The following is a 24,792-nucleotide window of genomic DNA, read 5'->3' as shown; positions in this document are numbered from 1 at the left end:
GATGCGGGCATCGGCGTGCCCGAGGTGTCGATGGTATTTCCGAGACGTTGCCTCTTGCCAGGGCTCGGACGGCGGTGCATAGTCCTTTGCAGCGCTGCAATCGTAACTTACACCACACCTCACCCCAGACTGCCGCCGCGCTCCCGACCGCGTCTGTGACTACGCAGAGCGAGAAGCGGCCATTTTCCCGTGCCCGGAATCCGCCAGGAGGCCCACCATGAGACGTCTCGTCATCGCAATGCCCCTACTGTCGCTGGCCCTCGGCCTGGGCGCCTGCTCCGGCGGGGACGGCGGCGGCGGCACCTCCGCCAAGCCGACCACCTGCACCAACAAGATCGTTCATGCGGACGCCACCGCGGTGTCGGTCTGGGCCTGGTACCCGAACATGGCCAAGGTCGTGGACAACTTCAACAACGCCCACACCGACGTGCAGGTCTGCTGGACCAACGCCGGCCAGGGCGCCCCGGAGTACGCCAAGTTCCAGACGGCGATCTCCGCCAAGAAGGGCGCGCCCGACGTCATCATGCTGGAGGCGGACCAGCTGGTCGGCTTCGAGATCCAGGAGGCGCTGGTCGACCTCGCGCCGTACGGCGCCAACGACGTCAAGGCCAAGTTCAGCCCCGGCGCCTGGAAGGACGTCTCGCAGGGCGCCGCCGTGTACGCCATCCCGGTCGACGGCGGCCCGATGGCGATGATCTACCGCACCGACGTCTTCGCGAAGTACGGCATCAAGGCCCCGCCGAAGACCTGGGCCGAGTACGCCGACGCGGCGGCCAAGGTCAAGGCCGCGGGCGGGCCCAACTTCGGCGACTTCGGCAGCAACGTGCCGGCCGTGGCCACCGCCCTGATGATCCAGAAGGGCGCCCACCCGTTCACCTACGACCTGGCCGCCAAGCAGGACATCACCATCAAGCTCGACGACCAGGCCACCAAGGACGTGCTCACCTACTGGGGCGGGCTGGCCACCAGGAAGCTCATCGGCACCGAGGACCAGTTCACCACCGACTACATCGCCGGCGTGGTCAACGGCAAGTACGCCACCTACGTCTCCGCCGCCTGGGCGCCCGGCTACCTGACCGGGGCCGGCGTCGGCAGCGGCGCCGAGAAGGGCAAGTTCGCCGTGGCCCCGCTGCCGCAGTGGGACAACGCCGCTCCCGTCTCAGTCAACTGGGGCGGCTCCACCTTCGCGGTGACCGCCCAGGCGTCCGACAAGAAGGCCGCCGCCGAGGTGGCGAAGGGCCTGTACGCCGACGAGGCCTCGCTGACCGACGGCTGGAAGACGCAGACCATCTTCCCGCTGAACCAGGACGTGCTGAAGTCCGACGCCTTCGTCACCAACAAGGTGGAGTTCTTCAACGGGCAGACGGCGAACAAGGACATCTACATCCCGGCCGCGAACGCCTACGCGGGCGCCACCTACAGCCCGTTCACCGTGTACTACTACGCCCAGCTGCAGGCCCAGATCGTGAAGATCAACAGCGGCCGGACCACCGGTGACCAGGCCGCCACCGACCTGCAGGACATCATGGTCAAGTACGCCAAGAGCCAGGGCTTCACCGTCCGGTGACCGCCATCCGATCGAGCTCGGGGCGCCGCGGTGCGGTCGGCTGGCTCTTCATCCTGCCCTTCCTGGCCGTGTTCGCGGTCTTCCTGGTCGCCCCGCTGCTGTACGCCGGCTACCTCAGCCTCTACACCAAGGGGCTGGCCACCGGCACCACGTTCGCCGGCCTCGACAACTACACCCGGGCCTTCACCGACCCGTCGTTCCTCAAGGGACTGTGGCTGGTGCTGCGGTTCAGCCTCGTGGTGATCCCGCTGCAGATGATCGTCGCGCTGGTCGCGGCGCTGGTGCTGGACGAGGTCACCGGCCGGCTGGCCCGCTTCTCCCGGCTGATGATCTTCCTGCCGTACGCGGTCCCCGCCGTGCTCGGCGCGCTGATGTGGGGCTTCCTCTACAGCCCCAGCTTCGGCCCGCTGGAACAGATCTCCTCGCTGTTCAACGTGCAGGCGCCGTTCCTGCTCAGCCAGGGCAACATCTTCTACGGCCTGCTCAACGTGGTCACCTGGCAGTGGTCCGGCTACTACATGGTGATCATCTACGCCGCGCTGAAGAGCATCGACACCTCGATCTACGAGGCGGCCCGCATCGACGGCGCGAACGCGCGGCAGATCGCGCTGCGCATCAAGGTGCCGATGGTGTCGTCGGCGTTCGTGCTGATCCTGGTCTTCTCGCTGATCGGCACGCTGCAGTTCTTCGCCGAGCCGCAGATCCTCGGGCCGATCGCCAACGGCTCGGTGACGCCGGACTTCACCCCCAACATCTACGCCTTCAACCTGGCCTTCGCGTACGCGCAGTTCAACTACGCCTCGGCCATCTCGTTCGCGCTGGGCTTCGTGGTCTTCCTGGCGGTCGCCGTGTTCATGGTCGCCACCCGCAAGCGAGGGAGCATCTTCACGTGAGCAACCGCCACCTCGGGGCCAAACTGTTCCTGCTCGCCCTGGTCTGCTACTTCCTCATCCCGGTCTGGTGGCTGGTCGTGGCCAGCACCAAGAACGCCCAGGGCCTGTTCTCCGGCAGCGGCGCGCTGTGGTTCCACGGCTTCCACCTGCTCGACAACCTGCACGACCTGTTCACCTTCAACAACGGCGAGTACCTGCGCTGGCTGGGCAACTCGGTGCTGTACGCGGTGACCGGCGGGATCGGGTCCACGGTCATCTCGGTGCTGGCCGGCTACGGCTTCGCCAAGTACAGCTTCCGCGGGCGCAACCTCACCTTCGCCCTGGTGCTGGGCGCGGTCATGGTGCCGCTGACCGCCCTGGTCATCCCGACGTTCGTGATGATGAGCAACGCCGGGCTGACCGACACGGTCTGGGCGGTGATCCTGCCGTCGCTGCTGAGCCCGTTCGGGGTCTACCTCATGCGGGTCTACACCTCGGCGGCGGTGCCCGACGAGCTGCTCGACGCGGCCCGCATCGACGGCGCCGGCGAGCTGCGCACCTTCCTGCGGGTGGCGCTGCCGCTGATGCGGCCGGCCGTGATCACCGTGCTGCTGCTGTCGGTCGTCGCCACCTGGAACAACTACTTCCTGCCGCTGACCATGCTGTCCGACTCGAAGCTCTACCCGCTGACCGTCGGCATCGGCCTGTGGTCGCAGCTGGCCAGCTCCAACAACGGCGGCGGCCAGTCGCTGTGGAGCCTGATCATCACCGGCTCGCTGGTGTCCATCGTCCCGCTCGTCGTCGCCTTCCTCACCCTGCAGAAGTATTGGCAGGGTGGGCTGGCCGTCGGCAGTCTCAAGTGACATCCCCTCCGACCTCCGGGAGACCCGTGCTTTCCGCCAGCTTCATCCTCGACCCCGCGTTCACCATCGCGCCGGTTTCCCGCCGTACCTTCGGCTCGTTCGTCGAGCACATGGGCCGCTGCGTCTACACCGGCATCTACGAGCCGTCGCACCCCACGGCCGACGCCGACGGCTTCCGGGCCGACGTGCTGGCGCTGACCCGCGAGCTGGGCGTCTCGGTGGTGCGCTATCCCGGCGGCAACTTCGTCTCGGGCTACCGCTGGGAGGACGGCATCGGCCCGGTCGCCGACCGGCCGGTGCGCCGCGACCTGGCCTGGCACAGCCTGGAGACCAACGAGATCGGCATCGACGAGTTCATGCGCTGGGCGGGCAAGGCCGGCGTCGAGGTCATGTACGCGGTCAACCTCGGCACCCGCGGCGTGCAGGAGGCGCTGGACGTGCAGGAGTACCTGAACCAGCCCGACCGCACCCACCTGGCCCGCCTGCGCCAGGCCAACGGGCACCCGGAGCCGTACGGCGTGACCATGTTCTGCCTGGGCAACGAGCTGGACGGGCCGTGGCAGACCGGCCACAAGACCGCCCACGAGTACGGCCGGCTCGCCGTGGAGACGGCCCGGGCGATGCGCAGCGCGGAGCCGGGGCTGGAGCTGGTGGCCTGCGGCAGCTCGTCCTCGGCGATGCCGACGTTCGCCGCGTGGGAGGCCGAGGTGCTGGAGCTGACCTACGACGCCGTCGACTACATCTCGGCGCACGCCTACTACGAGCCGCACGACGGCGACCTGGGCAGCTTCCTGGCCTCGGCGGTCGACATGGACCACTTCGTCACCAGCGTGGCCGCCACCGCGGACAGCGTGGGGGCCAGGCTGAAGAGCGACAAGAAGCTCAAGATCTCGTTCGACGAGTGGAACGTCTGGTACCAGAGCGCCTTCCACGCGCAGCAGGCGACCGGGTGGGAGGTCGCTCCCCGGGTCATCGAGGACTCCTACAACGTCGTGGACGCCGTGGTGGTCGGCAGCTTGCTGATCTCGCTGCTGCGGCACAGCGACCGGGTCACCGCCGCCTGCCTGGCCCAGCTGGTCAACGTCATCGCCCCGATCCGCACCGAGCCGGACGGCCCGGCCTGGCGGCAGACGATCTTCCACCCGTTCGCGCTGACCTCCCGCCTGGCCCGCGGCGAGGTGCTGCGGGTGGAGGCCCGCTCGCCCGGCTACGAGACCGCGCGCTTCGGCACGGTGCCGGTGCTGGACGCGGTGGCCACCCACGACGCCGGCAGCGGCGAGGTCACCGTCTTCGTGGTCAACCGCCACCTCACCGAGAGCCTGGATCTGGCGGTGTCGCTGGCCGGCTTCCCGGCGGGGCTGCGGGTGGGCGAGTCCTGGACGCTGGCCGACGACGACCTGTACGCGGTGAACACCGCGGCCGACCCCGACCGGGTGGTGCCCCGGGCGGCCAAGGACGCCGAGGTCACCGACGGGGTGCTGCGGGCGGCCCTGCCCCCGGCGTCGTGGACGGCGGTCCGGCTGACCACCGGGTGAGTCACTGCTCCCAGATGGCGGTGGCCGACAGCGGCTCGGCCTCCTCGAAGACCAGCAGCGTCCGGGTGTTCACCACGCCCGGCATGCCCTGGATGGTGTCCAGCACCAGCCGCCCCAGGTCGGCGTTGTCCTTCGCGCGCACCAGCAGGATCGCGTCGAACTCGCCGCCGACCAGGGCGATGTGCACGACGCCGGGCAGCGCCCGCAGCTTCTCGCCCACGTCGCGCCACTCCGCCTGGTGCAGGTTGACCGTGACGTAGGCCGAGGTGCCCAGGCCCGCCGCGACCGGGTCGATGTCGGCCCGGAAGCCCCTGATCACCTGGGCCGCGCGCAGGCGCTCGACCCGCGCGTAGGCGTTGGCGCGGGAGATGTGCAGGCGTTCGGCGAGGGTGCGCATGGACATCCGGCCGTCGCGGGTCAGCTCCGCCAGGATCTGCCGGTCGATGGCGTCGAGGGGGCTGGCCACTTGTCTCGTCCTCCCTGCCTCCAGGCCGCGCCGCCTGGACATCTGGCCCCGGAAGGGCCGGCTAGACCGTACCTCTTCTCGGTTTCGGGCCACATGTGGAATCCGAATGGTCGGGGAACCACCATGTCTGCATGACAGGTGACGCGCACCACCTTTTGCCGTCGGCCGAGCCGGTCACGCTCATCGACTGCCATGGGCGTCCGGTCGCCTCGACGGCGTACGCCGCCCCGGACGCCGCGGCGCTGGTCCGCGCCTTCGCGGCCCTGGTCACCGCGCGGCGGCTCAACGACCAGGCGTACGCGCTGGTCCGGCAGGGCCGGCTGGCCGTCTACCCCTCCTCGCACGGCCAGGAGGCCTGCCAGGTGGCCGCGGCCCAGGTGCTGGCCGAGGGCGACTGGCTGTTCCCGACGTACCGCGACACGATCGCCGCGGTGAACCGGGGCGTGGACCCGGTCGAGGCGCTGTCGCTGCTCAAGGGCGACTGGCACTGCGGCTACGACCCGTACGAGCACCACGTCGCGCCGCACACGACGCCGCTGGCCACCCAGCTCCCGCACGCCGTCGGCGTCGCGCACGCCGCCCGGCTGCGCGGCGAGCCGACCGTCGTCATGGCGCTGTGCGGCGACGGCGGCACCAGCGAGGGCGACTTCCACGAGGCGCTGAACTTCGCCGCCGTCCTGCGCGCGCCGGTCGTGTTCCTCGTGCAGAACAACGAGTACGCGATCAGCGTCCCCCTCGCCCGGCAGACCGCCGCGCCGTCGCTGGCGTACAAGGGCATCGGCTACGGCGTGCCCGGCGAACGCGTCGACGGCAACGACGCGGCCGCGCTGCTGGCCGTGCTGGGCGCCGCCGTGGAACGCGCCCGCGCCGGCGGGGGACCGCAGCTGATCGAGGCCCACACGTACCGGATGCAGGCGCACACCAACGCCGACGACGCCTCCCGCTACCGCCGCGACTCCGAGGTCGCGGCCTGGGTCGAGCGCGACCCGCTCACCCGGCTCGAGGCCCACCTGCGCAAGCGGGACCTGCTCGACGACGCCCGGCTGGCCGAGCTCACCGCCGAGGCCGAGCGGGTGGCCACCCACCTGCGCGACGGCCTCAACCGCGACGTCACGCCCGACCCCGCGATGCTCTTCGACCACGTGTACGCCCGTCCCACCCCGCAGCTCGCCGAGCAGGCCGCCCTGGTCGCCGACGAGCTGGAGCGCGAAGGAGCGCTGCGATGACCGTGACCGCACCCGGGCACCAGAAGCTGACCATGGCGCAGACGCTCAACCGGGCCCTGCGCGACGCGATGACCGCCGACCCCGCGGTGGTCGTCTTCGGCGAGGACGTCGGCGCGCTCGGCGGCGTCTTCCGGATCACCGACGGCCTGACCGCCGAGTTCGGCGAGGACCGGTGCTTCGACACGCCGCTGGCCGAGTCCGGCATCGTCGGGGTGGCCGTCGGCATGGCGATGAACGGCCTGCGCCCGGTGGTGGAGATGCAGTTCGACGCGTTCGCGTACCCGGCGTTCGAGCAGATCGTCAGCCACGTGGCGAAGATGCGCAACCGCACCCGCGGCCGGGTCGCGCTGCCGATGGTGATCCGGGTGCCCTACGCGGGCGGGATCGGCGGCGTCGAGCACCACTGTGACTCCTCCGAGGCGTACTACGCGCACACGCCCGGCCTGCACGTGGTGGCGCCGGCCAACCCGGCGGACGCGTACGGGCTGCTGCGCGCGGCGATCGCCTCGGACGACCCGGTCGTCTTCCTGGAGCCCAAGAAGCTCTACTGGAGCAAGGAGGAGGTCGAGCTCGGCGCGCCGGTGCCCGGCATCGGCACGGCGGTCGTGCGGCGCGAGGGCACCGACGCCACCCTGATCGCGTACGGCCCTGCCGTGCCGGTCGCGCTGGAGGCGGCCGAGGTCGCCGCGGCCGAGGGCCGCAGCCTGCAGGTGGTGGACCTGCGCTCGATCGTGCCGTTCGACGACGAGACGGTCTGCGCCGCCGTACGCCGCACCGGCCGGGCCGTCGTGGTCGCCGAGGCGTCCGGGTTCGCCAGCGTGTCCTCCGAGATCGTGGCCCGGGTCACCGAGCGCTGCTTCCACGCGCTGGCCGCGCCGATCCGCCGGGTCACCGGCTTCGACATCCCGTACCCGCCGCCGAAGCTGGAGCACTTCCAGCTGCCGGGGGTGGACCGCGTCCTGGACGCCGTGGACGACCTGCAGTGGGAGGACCGATGAGCGACCAGACCTTCCTGCTGCCCGACCTGGGCGAGGGCCTGACCGAGGCGGAGGTCGTGCGCTGGCTGGTCCAGGAGGGCGACACCGTCGCGGTGGACCAGCCGGTGGTCGAGGTGGAGACCGCGAAGTCGCTGGTCGAGGTGCCGACGCCGTACGCCGGCCGGGTCGCCGTCCGGCACGCCGCCGAGGGTGCCACGGTGGACGTGGGCCGGCCGCTGCTCACCGTCGCCGCGCCGGCGCCCGCGGCCGAGACCTACCGCGAGGAGGAGCGGGCCGGCTCCGGCAACGTCCTGATCGGGTACGGCACCTCGGGCGGCGCGGTGACCTCCCGGCGCCGCCGTCCGCGGGCACGGCCGGCGGCGGCCGTGGCCCCGGCGTCGCACCGGGTGCCGCTGGTGGTGTCGCCGCTGGTGCGCCGGCTGGCCCGGGAGGGCGGGGTGGACCTGTCGGCCGTCGAGCCGACCGGTCCCGGCGGGGTGATCGTCCGGTCCGATGTGGAGCGGGCCCTGACCCGATCCGCGCCGGCGGCCGCTCCGGCTTCGGCCCCCGCTCCGGCTTCGGCCCCAGCTCCGGTGGCCGTGCCGGTTGCCGGGGACGGGGCGGGGGAGCGGCGGGTCCCGCTCAGCGGGTTCCGCAAGGCGGTGTCGGCCGCGCTGACCCGCAGCCGGGCCGAGATCCCCGAGGCCACGGTCTGGGTCGACGTCGACGCCACCGCGCTCTGGCAGCTGCGCCAGGGCTCGCCCGACGGTCCCGGCCTGCTCGCCTACATCGCGCGGTTCGTCGTGGCCGGCCTGCGGCAGTACCCGATGCTCAACGCCCGGGTGGACACCGAGCGGCAGGAGATCGTCGAGTTCGACCGGATCAACCTGGGCCTGGCCGTGCAGGGCGAGCGCGGCCTGGTCGTGCCGGCCGTGCTCGGCGCCGGGACGATGACCACCGGTCAGCTCGACGCGGAGATCCGGCGGGTCACCGCGGACGCCCGCGCGGGGCGGGTGAGCGGCCAGGAGGCCGGCACCTTCACGCTCAACAACTACGGCGGCTTCCGGGTCGACGGCAGCGCCGCCATCATCAACCATCCCCAGGTGGCCATCCTCGGCTTCGGCCGGATCATGGACCGGCCCTGGGTGGTCGACGGCGAGCTGTGCGTCCGCAAGATCACCCAGATGAGCTTCGTGTTCGACCACCGGGTCTGCGACGGCGGGACGGCGGCCGGCTTCATGCGCAGCGTGGCCGACGCGATCGAGGATCCCGCGTCGGCCATCGCCCGGCTCTGAGCCGCCCGGCGCGGGTCAGGCCAGGTAGGCCCCGAGCGCGTCGAGCAGGCCGCGGCTGCCGTGCTCGCGGTCCGGCCCGTCGGCGGCGAACCGGTCGAAGAACACGCCGTGCTCGACGTGCGTGAACCGGGTGCCCGCGCCGATCGGCTCGAACTCCAGCGACGCCACCGACGTCGACATGTGGACGCCGTCGAGCCACATGTCGTACGTCGTGACGATGCGGACGTGCTCGACGATGTCGGTGTAGGTGGCCTCGTACCGCGTGACCGGACCCTGGTGGAACTTGCCCTCGGCGACGTCGTGTCCGCCGACGCGGAAGTCGAACGCCCACTCGCTCGGCTCGATGGCGTCGCCGGCGCCCCACCAGGCCAGCTTCTGCTCCTCCCGGGCGAACGAGTCCCAGACCCGGGCCACCGGAACCGGGTAGTCGCGGGTCAGGGTGAACCCGGCGCGGGCGAGTCGGCGTTGGCTGGTCATCGATGCTTCCTATCGCGCGAAGGTGACGTGGACCGTGCCGCTCTCGGCCACTTCCGTGGTCACCTTGTGGGTGCGCTCGAGGCCGCTCAGGTCGTCCCACAGCCGGGCGCCCCGGCCGAGCAGGACCGGGGCGATCATGACGTGCAGGTGGTCGACCAGGCCGGCGCGCAGGAAGGCGCGGGCGGTGCCGACCCCGCCGCCGACCCGCACGTCCCGGCCGCCGGCCGCCTCGGTCGCCTCGGCCAGCACGTCCGCGACGGCGGTGTTGCGGAAGTGGAACGTCGTGCCGCCCGGCATCGGGATCGACGGGCGCGGCGCGGTGTGCGTCAGGACGTAGACCGGCGTGCCGAACGGCGGCCGGTCACCCCACCAGCCCCGCCAGTCCGGGTCGTCGGGGAACGTGTGCAGGCCGAACATGGCCGCGCCCATGATCTCGGCGCCGATGCCCTCGAAGTGCGCGGCGGCGTAGGAGTCGTCGACGCCGGTGGTCCCGGCGCCGCTGGTGTCGCCGAAGACGCGCTCGTGGAAGGTGCGGGTGGCCGCCCAGGCCGTCGTCAGGCGCCCCCAGTCCTCGCCCATCGGATGGTCCGGGGTCTGGCCGGCCGAGGTGTAGCCGTCGAGCGAGGCGAACAGGTCGATGCGCACACGGGTCATGTCAGGTTTCCTTCGGGTGGGTGCGGGTCAGGTGGATGCCGAGCCGGTCGGCCTGGCGTTCCGCGGGGGTTCGTTGCTCGCCGAGCCACAGGTGCAGGACGTCGAGGGCGCCCGGCCGCAGGCTCACCGTGCGCACGCGGCCGTGCTTCTCCGAGGTGACCAGCCCCGCGTCCTCCAGGACGCGCAGGTGCTGCATCAGCGAGGGCAACGCCATCGGGAACGGGGCCGCGAGTTCGGACACCACGGCCGGGAACTTCGCCAGCCGTTCCACGACGGCCCGGCGCGTCGGATCCGCGAGAGCGCGGAGGACGGCGTCCAGCTCGTCGTGATACTTAGGCACGCGCCTTACTATTGTCGCCGGCCGGGGCCCGGTCAACCGGCGCGCCGGAAGTCCGGGCCCGGCTGCCCGGGTACGCGCTTTCCTGTAAAACGCCCGGCCCCCGTTGACATCGATCTGTGTCTCTCCCTAGCCTGCCTTGATTCGTTTCAGTCGGGGAGGGGTCGCCATGCGGGTCACGTTGCCGCCGTACCGCCGATGGGTGGTGCCGGTGACCGCCGGGCTGCTCGTGCTGGGCGGCCTGCCGCCCGCCGTGGCCGCCGGGCCGCGGCCCGGCGGCCCCGCCCTGGAACGCCTCGACCGCGGCCTGGTCGCCGCGGTCACCGGCGACGGCGTGTTCCTGAGCTGGCGGATGTTCGCGGCCGAGGCCACCGGCGCCACCGCGACCGGGCTGGCCGGGCCCGACTTCCGGGTCTACCGCGACGGCCGGCCGGTCGCGCTGGTCACCGACAGCACCAACTGGCAGGACCCGGCCGGCACCCCGGCCTCGCGCTACCGGGTGGCCGCCGTCCTCCGCGGGCGGGAGGCCGGCCGCAGCGCCGTCGTCACGCCGTGGGCCGCCGGCCACCACGACCTGCCGCTGCGCAAGCCCGCCGACGGCGTCACCCCGTCCGGCCAGCCCTACACCTATGCGGCCAACGACATGAGCGTCGGCGACGTCGACGGCGACGGGCAGTACGAGTACGTGGTGAAGTGGGACCCGTCCAACTCCCGCGACGTCTCGCTGACCGGCTACACCGGCCCGGTCTACCTCGACACCTACCGGGCGGACGGCACCCTGCTGTACCGGATCGACCAGGGCGTCAACATCCGCGCGGGCGCGCACTACACCCAGTTCCCGGTGTACGACTTCGACGGCGACGGCCGCGCGGAGCTCATGGTCAAGACCGCGCCGGGCACCCGGGTGATCCGCTACGACGCGGCCGGGCGCGAGGTGTCGCAGCGGTACGTCACGATGCCCCGCGAGGACGTGCGGGCCGGCTACGCGCACACCGACGACTACCGGCTCAGCGCGGCCGGATACCGCGAGCACCTGGTGACGGTGTTCCAGGGCTGGTCCGCCCACCCGGAGGTGGTGGCCGGGCGCTGGCCGGCCACCCTGGAAGCCGCGTTCGGCATCGCGCCGCGCTACGCCTACCCGCTGGCGCGCGCCGACGCCGAGGCCCTGGCCGACTACTTCCTCGACGTGTACGCCCCGTCCCGCAGCCCCCGCAACAACCTGCGCGCCTTCGAGGGCTTCATCCTCAGCGGACCGGAGTATCTGACCGTGTTCGCCGGGGACACCGGCCGCGAGCTGCAGACGGTGCGGTACGAGCCGGGCCGGCACGACGACGGCCTGATGTGGGGCGACTACGCGCTGCCCCGGATCGAGCCGGGCAACCGCGTCGACCGGTTCCTGGCCGGGGTGGCGTACCTCGACGGCCGGCACCCCTCGGCCGTGTTCGCCCGGGGCTACTACACCCGCACCACCCTGGTGGCCTACCGCTGGGACGGCCGCCGGCTGAGCCGGAACTGGTCCGTGGACAGCGGCTGGACGCCGATGAGCAACCCGTTCAACGACAACCCGCACGGCCGCGACGGCGCCGACCCGCGCTACGGCACCCTGACCAACCAGGGCTTCCACTCGCTGAGCGCGGCCGACGTGGACGGCGACGGGCGGCAGGAGATCGTCTACGGCGCCGCCACCATCGACGACGACGGCAGCCTGCTGTACTCGTCGTTCGGCCCGCTCCCGGAGGGCAGCGCGGCGCCCGGGCAACGGGTCCGGCTCGGCCACGGCGACGCGATGCACGTGACGGACATCGACCCGGACCGGCCCGGGCTGGAGACGTTCACGGTGCACGAGAACGCCACGGGCGCGCCGTACGGGATGGCGCTGCGGGACGCGGCCACCGGCGAGGTGCTGTCCGGCACGTACTCCGGGCGGGACACCGGACGCGGCATGATCGGCGACGTGCTCCCGGAGATCCGCGGCATCGAGTCCTGGGCCAGCCTGCCCGGCGGCTCCGAGGCCTCGGGCCTGCACACCGCGTCCGGCGCGGTGCTGCCCGGCCCGGTGCCGGGCACCAACCAGAGCATCCGCTGGGCCGGCGACCTGACCACCCAGCTGGTCAACGGCGCCGGCGACGTCACCCCCACCATCGACGACTGGCGGCGCGGCGTCCTGCTGACCGCCGACGGCACCCGCACCAACAACGGCACCAAGGGCAACCCGTCGCTGGTCGCGGACGTGCTCGGCGACTGGCGGGAGGAGCTGCTGGTCCGTACGGCGGACAGCACGGCCGTGCGCATCTACCTGAGCACCGAGGTCACCGGCCACAAGCTCTACACGCTGATGCAGGACCCGCAGTACCGGGTCGAGGTGGCCCGGCAGCAGACGACGTACAACCAACCCTCGTACCCGGGGTTCTACCTCGCCGCGGACACCGACTGGGCGCACGTCCCGCGGCCGGCCGGCCGCGGGCGCTGAGCCGGCCGGCGCCGGCGGCTCAGGTGCCGCAGAAGGTCCGGTAGCCGGTGAAGTCGTCCGGCGCGGCGGCCGCGTACCGCTCCAGGCCCGGCCGCTCGTCGAAGGGGGCGGTCACCGCCGCCACCAGGCGGTCGAACGGTTCCCGGTCGCCGTCGGTCGCGGCGGCGAGCGCCTCCTCGACCAGATGGTTGCGGGGGATGTAGACGGGGTTGACCCGGTCCATCGCTTCCGGGTCCGGCTCCAGGGCCCGCCAGCGCGCGATCCAGGCGTCGATCCCGGCCAGGTCGACGACCAGGCGCCGGGCCGGCTCGGCGTCGCCGCGGGCCGCCGACGCGAGGGCGCGGAAGAACGACGTGTGCTCGACGCGGTCGGCCCGCAGCAGGTCGAGCAGGTCGGCCACCAGCGGCTCGGCGAGGCCGGGGTCGCCCGGGCGGCCGAGCTTGGCGCGCAGGCCGGCCAGCCACGCGGCGTGGTACTCGCGCCGGAAGCCGCCCAGCGACTCCACCGCCAGCGTCACCGCCCGTTCCTGGTCGTCGTCCAGGAGCGGGAGCAGGGCCTCGGCCAGCCGGGCCAGGTTCCACTCGGCCACGGCCGGCTGGTTGCCGTACGCGTACCGGCCGGCGTGGTCGATCGAGCTGTAGACCGTGGCCGGGTCGAAGCCCTCCATGAACGCGCACGGGCCGTAGTCGATGGTCTCGCCGGAGATGGTCATGTTGTCGGTGTTCATGACCCCGTGGACGAAGCCCACGTGCATCCACCGGGCGATCAGCGACGCCTGGGCGGCGACCACCGCCTCGAACAGGGCCAGGTAGGGCCGCTCGGCCGTCGCGGCCTGCGGGTGGTGGCGGGCGATCGCGTGGTCGGCCAGGCGGCGCAGCAGCGCGGGGTCGCCGGTGGCGCGGGCGTACTGGAAGGTGCCGACGCGCAGGTGGCTGGCGGCCACCCGGGCCAGCACGGCGCCCGGCAGCGGGGTCTCGCGGTGGACGGTGCGGCCGGTCGCCACCACGGCCAGCGCCCGGGTGGTGGCGATGCCCAGGGCGTGCATGGCGCGGCTGACGACGTACTCGCGCAGCATCGGGCCGACCGCGGCCAGGCCGTCGCCGCCGCGCGCGAACGGCGTCCGGCCGGAGCCCTTGAGGTGCAGGTCGCGCGGCGTGCCGTCGGCGCCGGTCAGCTCGCCCAGCAGCAGCGCGCGCCCGTCGCCGAGCCGCGGGGAGTAGCCACCGAACTGGTGGCCGGCGTAGGCCTGCGCCACCGGGGTGGCGCCGGCCGAAACCGCGGCGCCGGTCAGCAGGCCGATGCCGCCGGGGCCGCGCAGCCACGCGGGGTCGAGGCCGAGCTCGGCGGCCAGCTGCTCGTCGAGCGCGAGCAGCCGCGGCTCGGGGGCCTCCGCGGCCGGCCAGGCGACCGCCAGCTCGGGCAGCTCGCGCGCGAAACGGTTGTCCAGCACGACGGCCGGGGCGGGTGCGACACTCACCCGGCCCAGGATACGTCGGGCCCGGCCAGCCGCTTGGCGAAGCTGAGCTGGTGGTACGGCGAGCTGTCGTAGGGCGGGATCGGGCGGTAGCCGCTGGAGCGGTACAGCGCGATGGCCTCGGTCAGGGCGGTGTGGGTGCCCAGCCGCAGCGTCGTCACGGCGTGGCCGGACGCGTGCGCCTCCAGCTCCTCCAGCAGCCGGCGGCCGAGCCCCAGTCCGCGCGCCGGTCCGGCCACCCACAGGTGGCGGATCTCCGCGACGTCCGCGGCCAGCCGCCGCCACGCGCCGCAGCCGACCGGGCGGTCCTCCTCGTACGCCACCAGCAGCACGCCCGCGTCGCCGGTCAGCTCCGCGGGGTCGACCAGGGCGGTGTCGTCGTACCCCTCGGGGAAGCGCTCCCGGAGCTCCCCGGCGTAGGCCCGCAGGCACCGCCGGGCGTCGGCGGCCCCGGCGTCGACCGGCCGGACGGTCACCGCGGCCAGCCGCAGCAGGCGCCGGATCCGCCGCTGGGCGTCGATCAGCTCCCGGCGCTGCCCGGCCGAGAGCCGCTCGAGCAGCTCGCCGATCCCCGCCCGGGAACGGGTGTCCAGCTCGGCGCGCTCGCGCCGGCCGGCCTCGGTCAGCTCGGCGATGCGCACCCGCCCGTCGTCGGGGTGCGCGCGGGTGCGCACCAGGCCCTGCCGTTCCAGCGAGCGCAGCAGCCGGCTCAGGTAGCCGGAGTCCAGGCCCAGCCGGACCCGCAGGTCACGGACGTCGCCGCGGTCGCCGATCTCGAACAGCAGCCGGGCCTCGCTCAGCGGCCGGGCCTGTCCCAGGTAGCGATCGGTCAGCACGCCCAGGCGGCGGGTGTAGTAGCGGTTGAAGTCGCGCACGCTCTCGACCTGGTCCATCCGGCGATGCTACCGCCGATACCTGACTCAGGTCAGAGATTCGGTCGCCCCGCCGGCACAGAATGCATTGGGGCGCCGTTTTCCTCGGCTGGCTGCGCCGTCGTCCGAAAGGACAGCCGTGGGTATGTTCCGGCCGGACCCCCGGCGCTCGTCCGCTCCGGTCGGCAGTCCGTTCGCGACCCTGCGCCGCGACCCCGCCCTGCTCGCCCTGGCCGCCCTGACCCTGCTCGGCTGCGCGCTGTTCTTCCTGGTCGCCGGGGACACCCGGCGTCAGGTGCAGATCTACTGGGCGGTGCAGGTCCCGCTCGACGCGGCGCTGGCCATCGGCGGCTGGCGGCTGCGGCAGGTCGCGCCGGCCCGGTTCTCCCGGTTCTGGTCGATGATCGCCTTCGGCGGCACGTCGTTCACGCTGGGTGACAGCTGGCAGTTCCTGACGATGGTGGCCGGCACGGGCGTGCCGTCGATGACCGGCGGCGCCGTGCAGACCGCCTTCTTCACCGTCGGGATGAGCAGCAACGTCATCGCCTGCCTGATCTTCCCGCAGGGACTGCGCACCGCCCGGGAACGGTTCATCTTCTGGCTGGACGCCACCACCGTGCTGGTCGGCGGCAGCGTGCTGGCCTGGTGCTTCGCGGTCAACCCGCTCGGCGGCGCGCCCACCGACCGGATCACGGTCGGCATCACCGCCGCGCTGGTGCTGGTCGCCGCGTTCGCCGCCACCAAGGTCGCGCTCATCCCGGCGCCCCCGATGGCCCGGATCGCGGCCTGGCCGATGGTCGGCGCGGCGATGCTGCAGGGCGTCAGCACGTTCCTCCCCGGGCCCTTCCAGGAGCAGAACGAGGCGTACGTGTTCGCGATCCGGCTGCTGCCGTCGCTGCTGATCGCCATCGGGCCGCGGATCCAGGAGCTGACGGTGCGGGTCGACGGGGCCCACGGCCGCGCCAAGCGGCGGCCGTACAGCCTGCTGCCGTACGGGATGATCGCCGTCACCTTCGTCATCTTCTTCGCCATGCTGCCGGAGCACGTGTCGTCGCAGCTGTGGGGCGCGACCGCCGGCGTCGTGGTGATCACGTGCCTGGTCGCCGGCCGGCAGCTGGTCGCGTTCCAGGACAACATGGTGCTCATCGGCCGCCTGGACGTGGTGCTCGACGAGCTGCGCGACCGTGAGGTGCTGCTGCGCGAGCAGGCGTCGTTCGACGGGCTGACCAAGCTGGCCAACCGCACGCACTTCAGCGCGGAGGCCAGCCGCGCGCTGGCCGCCGTGCGCGCCCCGGGCGAGCTGGCGATGCTGTTGATCGACCTCGACGACTTCAAGACCATCAACGACACCATGGGCCACGCGGCCGGCGACACGCTGCTGGTGAGCGTGGCCGAGCGGCTGGCCCGGGCGGTGCGGCCGGGCGACGTCGTGTCCCGGCTCGGCGGCGACGAGTTCGCCGTGCTGCTGCACGTGACCGCAACCGACACCGCCGAGCGGGCGGCGGCGAACATCCTGCGCCTGCTCGCCGAGCCGATGGAGATCCGGCACCACACCGTCGCGACCCGGGCCAGCATCGGCATCGCGGCGGCCGCGGCGGGCGACGAGCCCTCGGCGCTGCTGAGCAACGCCGACATCGCGATGTACGAGGCCAAGCGCCGCGGCAAGAGCACCTGGGTGGTCTACACCGGCGAGATGGGCGCGCGGATCGGCTCCGAGGCCGAGCTGATCAGCCAGCTGGCCCGGGCCCTGGACGCCGGCGAGTTCCGGCTCGTGTACCAGCCCATCGTGCGCCTCGACGACCTGCGCCTGACCGGGGTCGAGGCCCTGGTCCGGTGGCACCACCCGGCCCGGGGCCTGGTCTCGCCGGTGGAGTTCATCCCGCTGGCCGAGCGCACCGGGCAGATCGTGCCGATCGGCGCCTGGGTGCTGCGCGAGGCGTGCCGGCAGGCGGCCGACTGGCGCCGCCGCCATCCGGGCGCCGAGCACCTGACCGTCGGCGTCAACGTCGCCGGCCGCCAGTTGCGCACCGCGGGCTTCGTCGACGAGGTGGCCCGGGTGCTCGCGACGACCGGCCTGCCCGCCTCCTGCCTGAGCATCGAGGTGACCGAGACGGCGGTGCTCGACGACGAGGAGTCCAACGAGGCCATGCGGGGCCTGCGCGCGCTCGGGGTGAAGCTGGCCCTGGACGACTTCGGCACGGCGGCGTCCTCGCTCGGCCTGCTGCTGACCTGCCCGGTGACCACCCTCAAGCTGGACCGCTCCTTCGTGGAGTCGATCGTCACCGTGGGCCGGCAGGCGGCGGTGGCGACCGCCGTGAGCCAGATGGCCAACGCCCTGGAGTTCGCCTCGGTGGCCGAGGGCATCGAGACCGAGGAGCAGCGCGACCTGCTGCGGAGCCTGGGTTACCAGTACGGCCAGGGTTACCTGTTCTCCCGCCCGGTCGCCGCGGCCGAGATGGACCGGCTCTGGGCCGGCCACACCGCCGCCCTGATCTAGCCGGCCCGCTTGCCGGCGCCGGCAGCACCCCGGGCTCCCGGCCGGGGCGGCACGGTGCTGACCTGCTACGTCACCAGCTCGGGATCGACGGTCACCGGCACCCTGGCATACCCGCGGGCGCGACCGGCCGGGGACGCCGCCCGTCGGCTCCGGCTCCGGGCCGTCCGGCGGCCGTGCCCGCGTGACAGGGCCCTCGGCGCGGCGGCGGCCGACGACCTGCCCGCGGGCGGCGGCGTGCTCGCCCGGAGTGCGACAGGCGCGGGCCGCGCCGGGGCGGCGGGCCGCAGCAGCCGCACCACGAAGGGGATCACGCCCAGGCAGGTCGCGCCGATGGCGGTGAGCACGACGCCGACCCCGCCCGTCGAGTCGGCGCTCGCCGTCGCCGCGCCCACCCCGGCGAACGTGCCGACCCAGAGCAGCGTGCCCAGCGCCGACCAGCCCAGGAAGCGGCGGAACGGCATCCGGGCCACCCCGGCCACGATCGGCACGACGGCGTGGATCACCGCGACGAACCGCACCGCCACCAGCGCCGGGGCGCCGCGTTCGCGCAGGTACTGCTCGGCGCGGTCGAAGCGCTCGGCGCCGATGCGGCGGCCCAGCCGGGTGTGGCGCAGCCGGGCGCCGAAGACGCGGCCGACCGCGTACCCGAGGACCTGCCCGGACAGGGCGCCGGTGGTGCCCGCCGCCACCGCCAGGGCGAAGCCGCCCGGGCCGTGCAGCGAGGCCGAGAGCATGACCACCGACTCGCCGGGCACCAGCAGCCCCAGCAGGAAGGTCATCTCGACGGCGGCCGACAGGTAGGTGACGAGCAGCACCGACCACTCGTCGAGGGTGGCGAGCCGGTCGACGAGCGCGGTGGCGGCGTGGAGCAGATCTGCGAGCACCCGTTCAGCCTGGTCGACGCGGGGCGGGCGGGATATCGGTTCATCCCCGGAGAGAACCCTGATCCCGACCCCGGGGTACGGCGACACGAAAGGGCCCGGCCGTTGCCGGCCGGGCCCCGCGGACGTGCGTGGCGGTCAGGCGACCGGCGGGTACGTCGAGGCGTAGGAGCGCTCCTCGGACGGCATCAGGATCCACAGCAGCGGGTAGACGAGGATCTGGCTGCCCGGGATGACGAACAGGATCAGCACGAACAGCAGGCGGGTGAGCCACGGGTCCAGCCCGAACCGCCGGGCGAGCCCCGCACACACGCCGGCGAGCATCCGGCCCTCGCGCGGACGGACGAGTCCCTGGCGCGCCATGGAGTCGTGGACGGTGTTCATGGTGTCTCGCTTTCCTTGCCGGTGGTGTCGAACGTGACCCCTGAACAGTCCCACCGGCCGGGCCCGAGACGCATCGGGGAACGACCCTGGCCGTCCCCTGACCCCCCGCCGTCAGGGTCGGCGGGAGCGGGCCAGCAGCCCGCGCGGCGCCACCGACCACACCTGGTGCGGGCCGGCGCCGTGCCGGTCCAGGATCGCGTTGACCGCGAGGATCGCCGAGGACGCCGCGCGTTCCATCAGCGCCGACGGGAACGGCATCCGGACCCAGTCGCCGGCCAGGTACAGCCCGTCGGCGTCGGTCACCACGCCCGGGCGGGTGGCGTCGCTGCCGACGTCGAAGGCCGGCGCGTCGTCGCCGACCCGCTCCTCGACGTGCCGGATCGTCATGTCCACCGTCTCCGGCCACAGCCCGCCCAGCTCGCCCCACATCCGCTTGGTCAGCTCCGCGGCGGTGAGCCCGGTCGGCGCCGCGTACGCGTGCAGCTCGATCACCGACCCGCCGGCGCGTCGCGCCCACTGCCCGGCGGCCCGCTCGATGCGGTGGTACAGGGTGATCGAGTCCAGCGTCGCCTCCCGCGAGACGCTGCTGAAGACCGCCCGCTCGGGCCGGCAGTCCCGGTCGGTCCAGAGCCGGCTGACCGCGTACGGCGCGGTCGTCGCGACCGAGGCGAGCTGGCCGGCCAGCACCGGCGCGTGCCGGGCCAGGCCGGGGGAGGCCGCCGCGATGGCCCGGGCGGCGCCGGGGTCGGCCGCCAGCACCACGTGGTCGGCGGTCAGCGACTCCCCGCCGCGCACCGAGACCGTCCAGCCCGGCTCGATCCGCTCGACGGCGACGCCGGTGCGGATCCGCCCGCCCAGCGCCTCGAACTGCCGGGCCAGCGGGCTCCAGACGGCGGTCTCGTAGTCCTCGGTGGGCGCGTCGAAGTCCAGGCCCTCCGGGTTGCGCAGGAAGTAGAAGTGGAACTGCATCAGCATCTCGGCCGCCGACATGTCCTCCTGGTGGTTGAAGAACGAGTGGGCGAAGACGTCGAACAGCATGGCCCGGGCCCGCGGCGGCATGCCCAGGGCGTCGAGGAAGTCCTTGGCCGAGACCCCGTCGAAGCGCCGGTAGGTCTCCTCGCGGTCGTAGCTGAGCAGCGGCAGGGCCGCGGTGCCGTCGAGCCCGCGCAGCTCGCGCAGCCGCATGCTCGGCGAGCGGGCCAGCAGCGCGAGCAGGTTGGCCGGGGGCGTGCGGGGCAGCCCGGCGAAGCTCTCCTCGGGCCACTCCTGCGAGATGATCGGGTAGCGCCCGGCCGGCCGCAGGAACGACAGCCGCGGGTCGATGCGCCGCAGCACGTTGCGCCAGTTGTAGTACTGCCGGAAGAAGCCGTGGAAGCCGTGCTCGACCATGTGCCGGGTGCCGTCGGGCAGGGTGCGGGGCCAGGCCGCCAGCCGCCCGCCGAGCTGGGCCTCGCGCTCCAGCAGGGTGACGGTCACGCCGCGCTCGGCGAGCAGCAGCGCCGCGGTCACCCCGGCGATCCCGCCGCCGACGACGATCGCCGTCACCGGGCCGGTGACGGTCCGGGGCAGATCGGGCCGGGACCGCACGACGAGGTGCGCGCGCTCACCGCCGAGACGTCGGATCACGGTGTCAGGTCCCCCATCAGGAGTGCCGGTGCGGGCCTCGGCCCCGTCCGCCGACCTTACCGCCGTCCTCCGGCACGGTCGTCCCGACCGGCCGGGAACCGATCGCCCGCGCCGGCCGTTCCGATCACGCCGTGGGGCTAGCTGGCCTCCGGGGCGCTGTTCAGCTCCTGCAGCTGCGCGCTGATGTGACTGTCCAGTGCCGCCTGGTAGCTCTGCGCGAGCTGACCCAGCCGTTCGATCTCGTCCAGCAGCGCGGCCCGCTTGGCCCCGAGGCTGTTCATCGCCTCGCTGTGGTTGCGCCGGGCGTCGCCCTCTATGGTGCCGGCCTTGAGCTGGGCCTCACTGGTGATCTGCTCCGACTTGTTGCGGGCGTTGGCCAGCAGCGTCTCGGACTCCTGGCGGGCGTCGCGCATGTGGTCGTCGGCCGTGCGCTGGGCCATCATCAGGACCCGGGCGTTGCGGTCCTCGCCGTCGGGGGAGTGCGACGGCGAGGCCGGGGCGGCGTTGCGCGCCTGCTCGAGCTGCGCCTGCAGGCTGCGGGCGTTCTGCTCGGCCCGGGCCCGGGCCTCCTGCATGCGCTCCAGCTGGGCCGTGAGGTCGGCGAACTCCGAGCTGAGCACCATGGTCGAGGCCGCCGGTCCGGGGCCGCCCGGGCCGCGCTGGACCTGGCCGTGCAGGGCGCCGTTCTCCTCCAGGAGGCGGATGAGCTCCTGCTCCACCTCGTCGAGGAACGCGTCGACCTCTTCCTCGTCGTAGCCCCGCTTGCCGATCGGCGGCTTCTTGAAGGCCATGTTGTGGATGTCAGCGGGCGTTAACGGCATCGTGCTCCTTGGATCATGACGGGCTCAGGTGCTGCCCATCGATCCTACGCACGATGCCCCGGGCGGCGGCGTGGGTGTGATCACGCGGACGGACCGAAAAACGCGCCGGGCGGACCGGCGATACGCCGATCCGCCCGGTCAGTGGCGTTTGTCTCAGGTTGCGCTGACGGCGGGGGCCGGCTCGTCGTCGTCGGCGACCGAGGTGTCCGCGGGCGGCGGCTCGGACGGGTCGGCCTGGCGGACGGTCGCCTGCGCGCGGTCCTCGGCCTCGGCCCGGCCGTCGTCGGCGGCCTCGGTGCCCGGCGGCTCCCGGTCCGCGGTGGGCTCCCCGCTCGGGTGCCGGACCAGGTAGCGGATGGCGGTGTTCAGCACGGCCAGCAGCGGGACGGCGATCAGGCCGCCGACGATGCCGGCCACCACGATGCCCGTGGCGATGGCCAGGATGACCGCGAGCGGGTGCAGCGCCACCGCCCGGCCCATGATCAGCGGCTGCAGGACGTGCCCCTCGAGCTGCTGGACGGCGATGACGACGGCCAGCACGATCAGCGCGGTCACCGGGCCGTTGGCGACCAGGGCGACCAGGATCGCGACGACGCCGGTCACGGTCGCGCCGACCACCGGGATGAACGCGCCGAGGAAGACCAGCGCGGCCAGCGGCAGGGCCAGCGGCACCCGGAGCACGAACAACCCGATGCCGATGCCGACGGCGTCCACGAAGGCCACCAGGACCGTGGCGTGCACGTACGACACCAGCGTGTGCCAGGAGTAGTGGCCGGCGCGGGCCGTCGGCACGCGCGCCTCCCGCGGCAGCAGCCGGCACAGGAACGACCAGATCTGCCCGCCGTCGCGCAGGAAGAAGAACAGCGTGAACAGCACCAGGAAGAAGCCGGTGACGACCTCGCCCAACGTGGTCGCGGTGCTCAGCGCGCCCGAGGTCAGGGCCCCCTGGTTCTGGGTGACCGCCGCCTGGACCCGGTCGACGTACTGGCTCAGCTGGCTCTCGGTCACGTGCAGCGGGCCCCGCGACAGCCAGTCCTGCACCTCGTTGACACCGTCACCGACCTGCGTGGAGAGGCTGTCGATCTGCGAGATGAAGGTCCGCACGATCAGGCCCAGCCCGCCGAAGACCAGCAGCAGCGCGGCGACCAGCACCAGGCCCGCGGCCAGCGAGCGCTTCATCCCGCGTCGGGTCAGCGCGGCGGCGGCCGGCTGGAACAGCGCGGCCAGCAGGAGCGCGACCACCACCGGGATGATCACCACGCGGAGCAGCCCGACGACCCGCAGGAACAGGTACGCGGCCGCGACGAACAGGATGAACCGCAGCGCCCAGGCGCCCGCGGTCCGCACGCTGCGGGGCAGCACGTCGTCGGTGCTCGGGCGCTGCTGCTGCACCACCATGACCGGGGTGGGCTCCTGCAGGTCGCCCGCCGGCACGAACGGCGGCGGCGCGTTGCGGCTCGCCGCTTCGGCCAGCCGTGCGCGGGCCCGGGCCCGCAGCGTCTGGGCCCAGGCGCCCCTCCCCGTGAGTGGCGTACCCGTCATCGCATCCTCCAGCTGGTGCCGATCAACTCCGACCGCACCGGCCGGGCACCCCCTAACTGCCCGCAACCACGCGGGTTCACGCGTGTGGCGAAAGAGCATCTGAGCGGCGGTGGTTAGGCTGACCCCGGGACCGCAGCCCGGGAGGGGACCGATGACATCTCAGCGGCGCGCACTCGTCGTCCGCGGCGGCTGGGCCGGGCACGAGCCGGTCAAGGCCACCGACCTGTTCGTCCCGTACCTGCGGGCGCACGGCTTCGCCGTCGAGCTGGCCGATTCCCCGGCCCCGTACGCCGACGCGGAGCTGATGGCGGTCACCGACCTGGTCGTGCAGTGCATGACCATGGCCACCATCTCCGACGCCGAGGTCGCCGGGCTGACGGCGGCGGTGGCCGCCGGCGCCGGGCTGGCCGGCTGGCACGGCGGCATCGCCGACTCCTACCGGGCCAGCGCCGACTACCTGCAGCTGGTCGGCGGTCAGTTCGCCGCGCACGCGGCCCGGTGCGGCCCGGCCGAGCGCACCGGCGAGCAGTCCGACAACTACGTCCCGCACCGGATCACCCTGACGCCGGCGGCCGCGGCGCACCCGGTCACCGCCGGCCTGGCCGACTTCGACCTGGACACCGAGCAGTACTGGGTGCTGACCGACGACTACGTCGACGTGCTGGCCACCACGACCACCGCGACCCGGCCGTGGGCCCCCTGGGTCCGGCCGGTGACCTGCCCGGCCGTGTGGACCCGGCAGTGGGGCCGCGGCCGGGTGTTCGTCGCCACACCGGGGCACACCGTCCAGGTCCTGGAGGATCCGAACGTGCGCACCATCGTCGAGAGAGGACTGCTGTGGGCCAGCCGTTGAGGGTCGGCATCGTCGGCGCCGGCAAGATCAGCGGACAGTACGGCGCGACCCTCGCCCGGCTGCCGCAGGTGGCGGTCACCGCGGTGGCCGACCTCGACCCGGGCCGGGCCAAACTGCTGGCCGAGGCCCAGCCGGGGGCCCGGGTCACGGTGCTGCCCGACCTGTACGCCGCCCCCGACGTCGACGTGGTCCTCAACCTGACCACGCCCAACCAGCACGCCGCGGTGGCCCTCGCCGCGATCGCCGCCGGCAAGCACGTCTACGGCGAGAAGCCGCTGGCCGCCACCGGCGCCGACGGGCTGGCGGTGCTCGACGCCGCCCGGTCCGCCGGGGTGCGCGTCGCCTGTGCCCCCGACACCGTGCTGGGCACCGGCGTGCAGACCGCGCGGGCGGTCGTCGACGCCGGCGAGATCGGCGTGCCGCACGCCGCGACGGCGTTCATGACGGTGCCCGGCCACGAGCGGTGGCACCCGGACCCGGAGTTCTACTACCAGCAGGGCGGCGGCCCGCTGCTGGACATGGGGCCCTACTACCTGACCGCGCTGGTCCACCTGCTCGGCCCGGTGCGCCGGGTGACCGGCATGTCGTCGCGCCCCCGCAGCGAGCGGACCATCGGCGACGGCCCGCGCGCCGGCACGGCCTTCCCGGTCGATATCGACACCCACGTGACCGGCGTCCTCGAGCACGACAGCGGCGCCCTGACCACGCTGCTGATGAGCTTCGACGTCTGGGCCACCCGGCTGCCGTTCCTCGAGCTGTACGGCCCCCGGGGCTCCCTGTCGCTGCCGGACCCGAACTACTTCGACGGCGACGTGCGCCTGCGCACCGCGGGCAGCGACTCCTGGAGCGTGCTGCCGCCCCGGGCCGGCTACGCGGGCGCCGGGCGCGGCGTCGGCCTGCTGGACCTCGCCGAGGCGCTGAGCCGGGACCGGCCGCACCGCGCCGCCGCCGACGTGGCGCTGCACGTCCTCGACGTGATGGAGGCGATCCAGGCCAGCGCCCGCGGCGGCGCCTCGGTCGCCGTGGCGAGCACCTGCCGGCGCCCGGAGCGGATCCCGGAGCTGATCGGCGTGGGCGAGCATGCCGGCGGTGATCGCGGGTAG

The 24,792-nt window shown here is 73.3% G+C and carries 22 protein-coding genes; 11 read left to right on the top strand and 11 right to left on the bottom strand.

The annotated features are described in order from the left end of the window. Nucleotides 1-217: 217 nt before the first annotated feature. The 4 genes from Ani05nite_RS13440 to arfA are packed head-to-tail and all read left to right on the top strand — an operon-like array spanning nucleotide 218 to nucleotide 4,837. Nucleotides 218-1,567, top strand: coding sequence for an extracellular solute-binding protein (locus Ani05nite_RS13440; protein WP_239129845.1), 1,350 nt, complete (start codon nucleotides 218-220; stop codon nucleotides 1,565-1,567). Further along, nucleotides 1,564-2,460 (top strand): carbohydrate ABC transporter permease, encoded by an 897-nt coding sequence (locus Ani05nite_RS13435; RefSeq protein WP_203768348.1) that lies wholly within the window; start codon nucleotides 1,564-1,566, stop codon nucleotides 2,458-2,460. The genes Ani05nite_RS13440 and Ani05nite_RS13435 overlap by 4 nt, the downstream gene beginning before the upstream one ends. After that, nucleotides 2,457-3,302 carry a carbohydrate ABC transporter permease gene (locus tag Ani05nite_RS13430; protein ID WP_203768347.1) on the top strand — a complete coding sequence of 282 codons (846 nt, stop codon included), beginning with the start codon at nucleotides 2,457-2,459 and terminating at the stop codon, nucleotides 3,300-3,302. The genes Ani05nite_RS13435 and Ani05nite_RS13430 overlap by 4 nt, the downstream gene beginning before the upstream one ends. A 26-nt stretch (nucleotides 3,303-3,328) precedes the next feature. Then, complete coding sequence (arfA, locus tag Ani05nite_RS13425) at nucleotides 3,329-4,837, top strand: arabinosylfuranosidase ArfA (protein ID WP_239129842.1); 1,509 nt, start codon at nucleotides 3,329-3,331, stop codon at nucleotides 4,835-4,837. Nucleotide 4,838: 1 nt separating this feature from the next. Here the strand turns inward: arfA and Ani05nite_RS13420 are convergent, their stop codons facing one another. Continuing rightward, the gene (locus tag Ani05nite_RS13420; protein WP_203768346.1) at nucleotides 4,839-5,345 is read right to left on the bottom strand and encodes an Lrp/AsnC family transcriptional regulator; all 507 of its coding nucleotides are present in this window, start codon (nucleotides 5,343-5,345) and stop codon (nucleotides 4,839-4,841) included. 89 nt (nucleotides 5,346-5,434) lie between these two features. Here Ani05nite_RS13420 and Ani05nite_RS13415 point away from each other — a divergent pair, with 89 nt between their 5' ends. The 3 genes from Ani05nite_RS13415 to Ani05nite_RS13405 are packed head-to-tail and all read left to right on the top strand — an operon-like array spanning nucleotide 5,435 to nucleotide 8,801. Beyond that, the gene (locus Ani05nite_RS13415; RefSeq protein ID WP_203768345.1) at nucleotides 5,435-6,529 is read left to right on the top strand and encodes a thiamine pyrophosphate-dependent enzyme; all 1,095 of its coding nucleotides are present in this window, start codon (nucleotides 5,435-5,437) and stop codon (nucleotides 6,527-6,529) included. Beyond that, nucleotides 6,526-7,527: an alpha-ketoacid dehydrogenase subunit beta gene (locus tag Ani05nite_RS13410; protein WP_203768344.1), complete on the top strand. Its 1,002-nt coding sequence runs from the start codon at nucleotides 6,526-6,528 to the stop codon at nucleotides 7,525-7,527. Before Ani05nite_RS13415 ends, Ani05nite_RS13410 begins: the two co-directional genes overlap by 4 nt. Continuing rightward, entirely contained in the window at nucleotides 7,524-8,801 is a 1,278-nt protein-coding gene (locus Ani05nite_RS13405) for a dihydrolipoamide acetyltransferase family protein (RefSeq protein ID WP_203768343.1), read from the top strand. The genes Ani05nite_RS13410 and Ani05nite_RS13405 overlap by 4 nt, the downstream gene beginning before the upstream one ends. A 15-nt stretch (nucleotides 8,802-8,816) precedes the next feature. Here the strand turns inward: Ani05nite_RS13405 and Ani05nite_RS13400 are convergent, their stop codons facing one another. From Ani05nite_RS13400 to Ani05nite_RS13390, 3 genes are read right to left on the bottom strand one after another with little or no spacing between them, the layout of a single operon-like run. Continuing rightward, nucleotides 8,817-9,278 carry an SRPBCC domain-containing protein gene (locus tag Ani05nite_RS13400; protein WP_203768342.1) on the bottom strand — a complete coding sequence of 154 codons (462 nt, stop codon included), beginning with the start codon at nucleotides 9,276-9,278 and terminating at the stop codon, nucleotides 8,817-8,819. Nucleotides 9,279-9,287: 9 nt separating this feature from the next. Then, nucleotides 9,288-9,932 carry a dihydrofolate reductase family protein gene (locus tag Ani05nite_RS13395; protein ID WP_203768341.1) on the bottom strand — a complete coding sequence of 215 codons (645 nt, stop codon included), beginning with the start codon at nucleotides 9,930-9,932 and terminating at the stop codon, nucleotides 9,288-9,290. A gap of 1 nt (nucleotide 9,933) precedes the next feature. Next, complete coding sequence (locus Ani05nite_RS13390; RefSeq protein ID WP_203768340.1) at nucleotides 9,934-10,272, bottom strand: ArsR/SmtB family transcription factor; 339 nt, start codon at nucleotides 10,270-10,272, stop codon at nucleotides 9,934-9,936. A gap of 166 nt (nucleotides 10,273-10,438) precedes the next feature. Between Ani05nite_RS13390 and Ani05nite_RS13385 the strand changes: the two genes are divergently transcribed. Next, on the top strand, nucleotides 10,439-12,739 hold the full coding sequence (locus tag Ani05nite_RS13385) for a rhamnogalacturonan lyase (RefSeq protein WP_203768339.1): 2,301 nt from the start codon (nucleotides 10,439-10,441) through the stop codon (nucleotides 12,737-12,739). A 19-nt stretch (nucleotides 12,740-12,758) separates the two neighbouring features. Here Ani05nite_RS13385 and Ani05nite_RS13380 read toward each other — a convergent pair whose 3' ends face one another. After that, nucleotides 12,759-14,216: a protein adenylyltransferase SelO gene (locus Ani05nite_RS13380; RefSeq protein ID WP_203768338.1), complete on the bottom strand. Its 1,458-nt coding sequence runs from the start codon at nucleotides 14,214-14,216 to the stop codon at nucleotides 12,759-12,761. Further along, nucleotides 14,213-15,106, bottom strand: coding sequence for a MarR family winged helix-turn-helix transcriptional regulator (locus tag Ani05nite_RS13375; RefSeq protein WP_203768337.1), 894 nt, complete (start codon nucleotides 15,104-15,106; stop codon nucleotides 14,213-14,215). Before Ani05nite_RS13375 ends, Ani05nite_RS13380 begins: the two co-directional genes overlap by 4 nt. 124 nt (nucleotides 15,107-15,230) lie before the next feature. Between Ani05nite_RS13375 and Ani05nite_RS13370 the strand changes: the two genes are divergently transcribed. Then, the gene (locus Ani05nite_RS13370) at nucleotides 15,231-17,582 is read left to right on the top strand and encodes a putative bifunctional diguanylate cyclase/phosphodiesterase (protein WP_239129871.1); all 2,352 of its coding nucleotides are present in this window, start codon (nucleotides 15,231-15,233) and stop codon (nucleotides 17,580-17,582) included. A 65-nt stretch (nucleotides 17,583-17,647) separates the two neighbouring features. On the opposite strand, the gene Ani05nite_RS13365 is transcribed toward Ani05nite_RS13370, so the two are convergent. The 5 genes from Ani05nite_RS13365 to Ani05nite_RS13345 form a co-directional block, all read right to left on the bottom strand. After that, on the bottom strand, nucleotides 17,648-18,466 hold the full coding sequence (locus Ani05nite_RS13365; RefSeq protein ID WP_203768335.1) for a DedA family protein: 819 nt from the start codon (nucleotides 18,464-18,466) through the stop codon (nucleotides 17,648-17,650). Between the two features lie 135 nt (nucleotides 18,467-18,601). Next, complete coding sequence (locus Ani05nite_RS13360; protein WP_203768333.1) at nucleotides 18,602-18,847, bottom strand: PspC domain-containing protein; 246 nt, start codon at nucleotides 18,845-18,847, stop codon at nucleotides 18,602-18,604. Nucleotides 18,848-18,958: 111 nt separating this feature from the next. Then, nucleotides 18,959-20,473, bottom strand: a complete 1,515-nt coding sequence (locus tag Ani05nite_RS13355; protein WP_203768332.1) for an FAD-dependent oxidoreductase — start codon at nucleotides 20,471-20,473, stop codon at nucleotides 18,959-18,961. A gap of 137 nt (nucleotides 20,474-20,610) precedes the next feature. After that, nucleotides 20,611-21,294, bottom strand: a complete 684-nt coding sequence (locus Ani05nite_RS41840; RefSeq protein ID WP_203768331.1) for a DivIVA domain-containing protein — start codon at nucleotides 21,292-21,294, stop codon at nucleotides 20,611-20,613. A gap of 153 nt (nucleotides 21,295-21,447) precedes the next feature. Then, on the bottom strand, nucleotides 21,448-22,836 hold the full coding sequence (locus tag Ani05nite_RS13345) for an AI-2E family transporter (protein ID WP_203768330.1): 1,389 nt from the start codon (nucleotides 22,834-22,836) through the stop codon (nucleotides 21,448-21,450). A gap of 151 nt (nucleotides 22,837-22,987) precedes the next feature. Here Ani05nite_RS13345 and Ani05nite_RS13340 point away from each other — a divergent pair, with 151 nt between their 5' ends. Continuing rightward, nucleotides 22,988-23,689 (top strand): ThuA domain-containing protein, encoded by a 702-nt coding sequence (locus tag Ani05nite_RS13340; protein WP_203768329.1) that lies wholly within the window; start codon nucleotides 22,988-22,990, stop codon nucleotides 23,687-23,689. Beyond that, on the top strand, nucleotides 23,674-24,792 hold the full coding sequence (locus Ani05nite_RS13335; protein WP_203768328.1) for a Gfo/Idh/MocA family protein: 1,119 nt from the start codon (nucleotides 23,674-23,676) through the stop codon (nucleotides 24,790-24,792). The genes Ani05nite_RS13340 and Ani05nite_RS13335 overlap by 16 nt, the downstream gene beginning before the upstream one ends.

It is taken from the genome of Actinoplanes nipponensis (genome assembly GCF_016862275.1).
GTDB classification, from domain to species: domain Bacteria; phylum Actinomycetota; class Actinomycetes; order Mycobacteriales; family Micromonosporaceae; genus Actinoplanes; species Actinoplanes nipponensis.
This window is presented reverse-complemented; position numbering and strand designations above follow the sequence as displayed.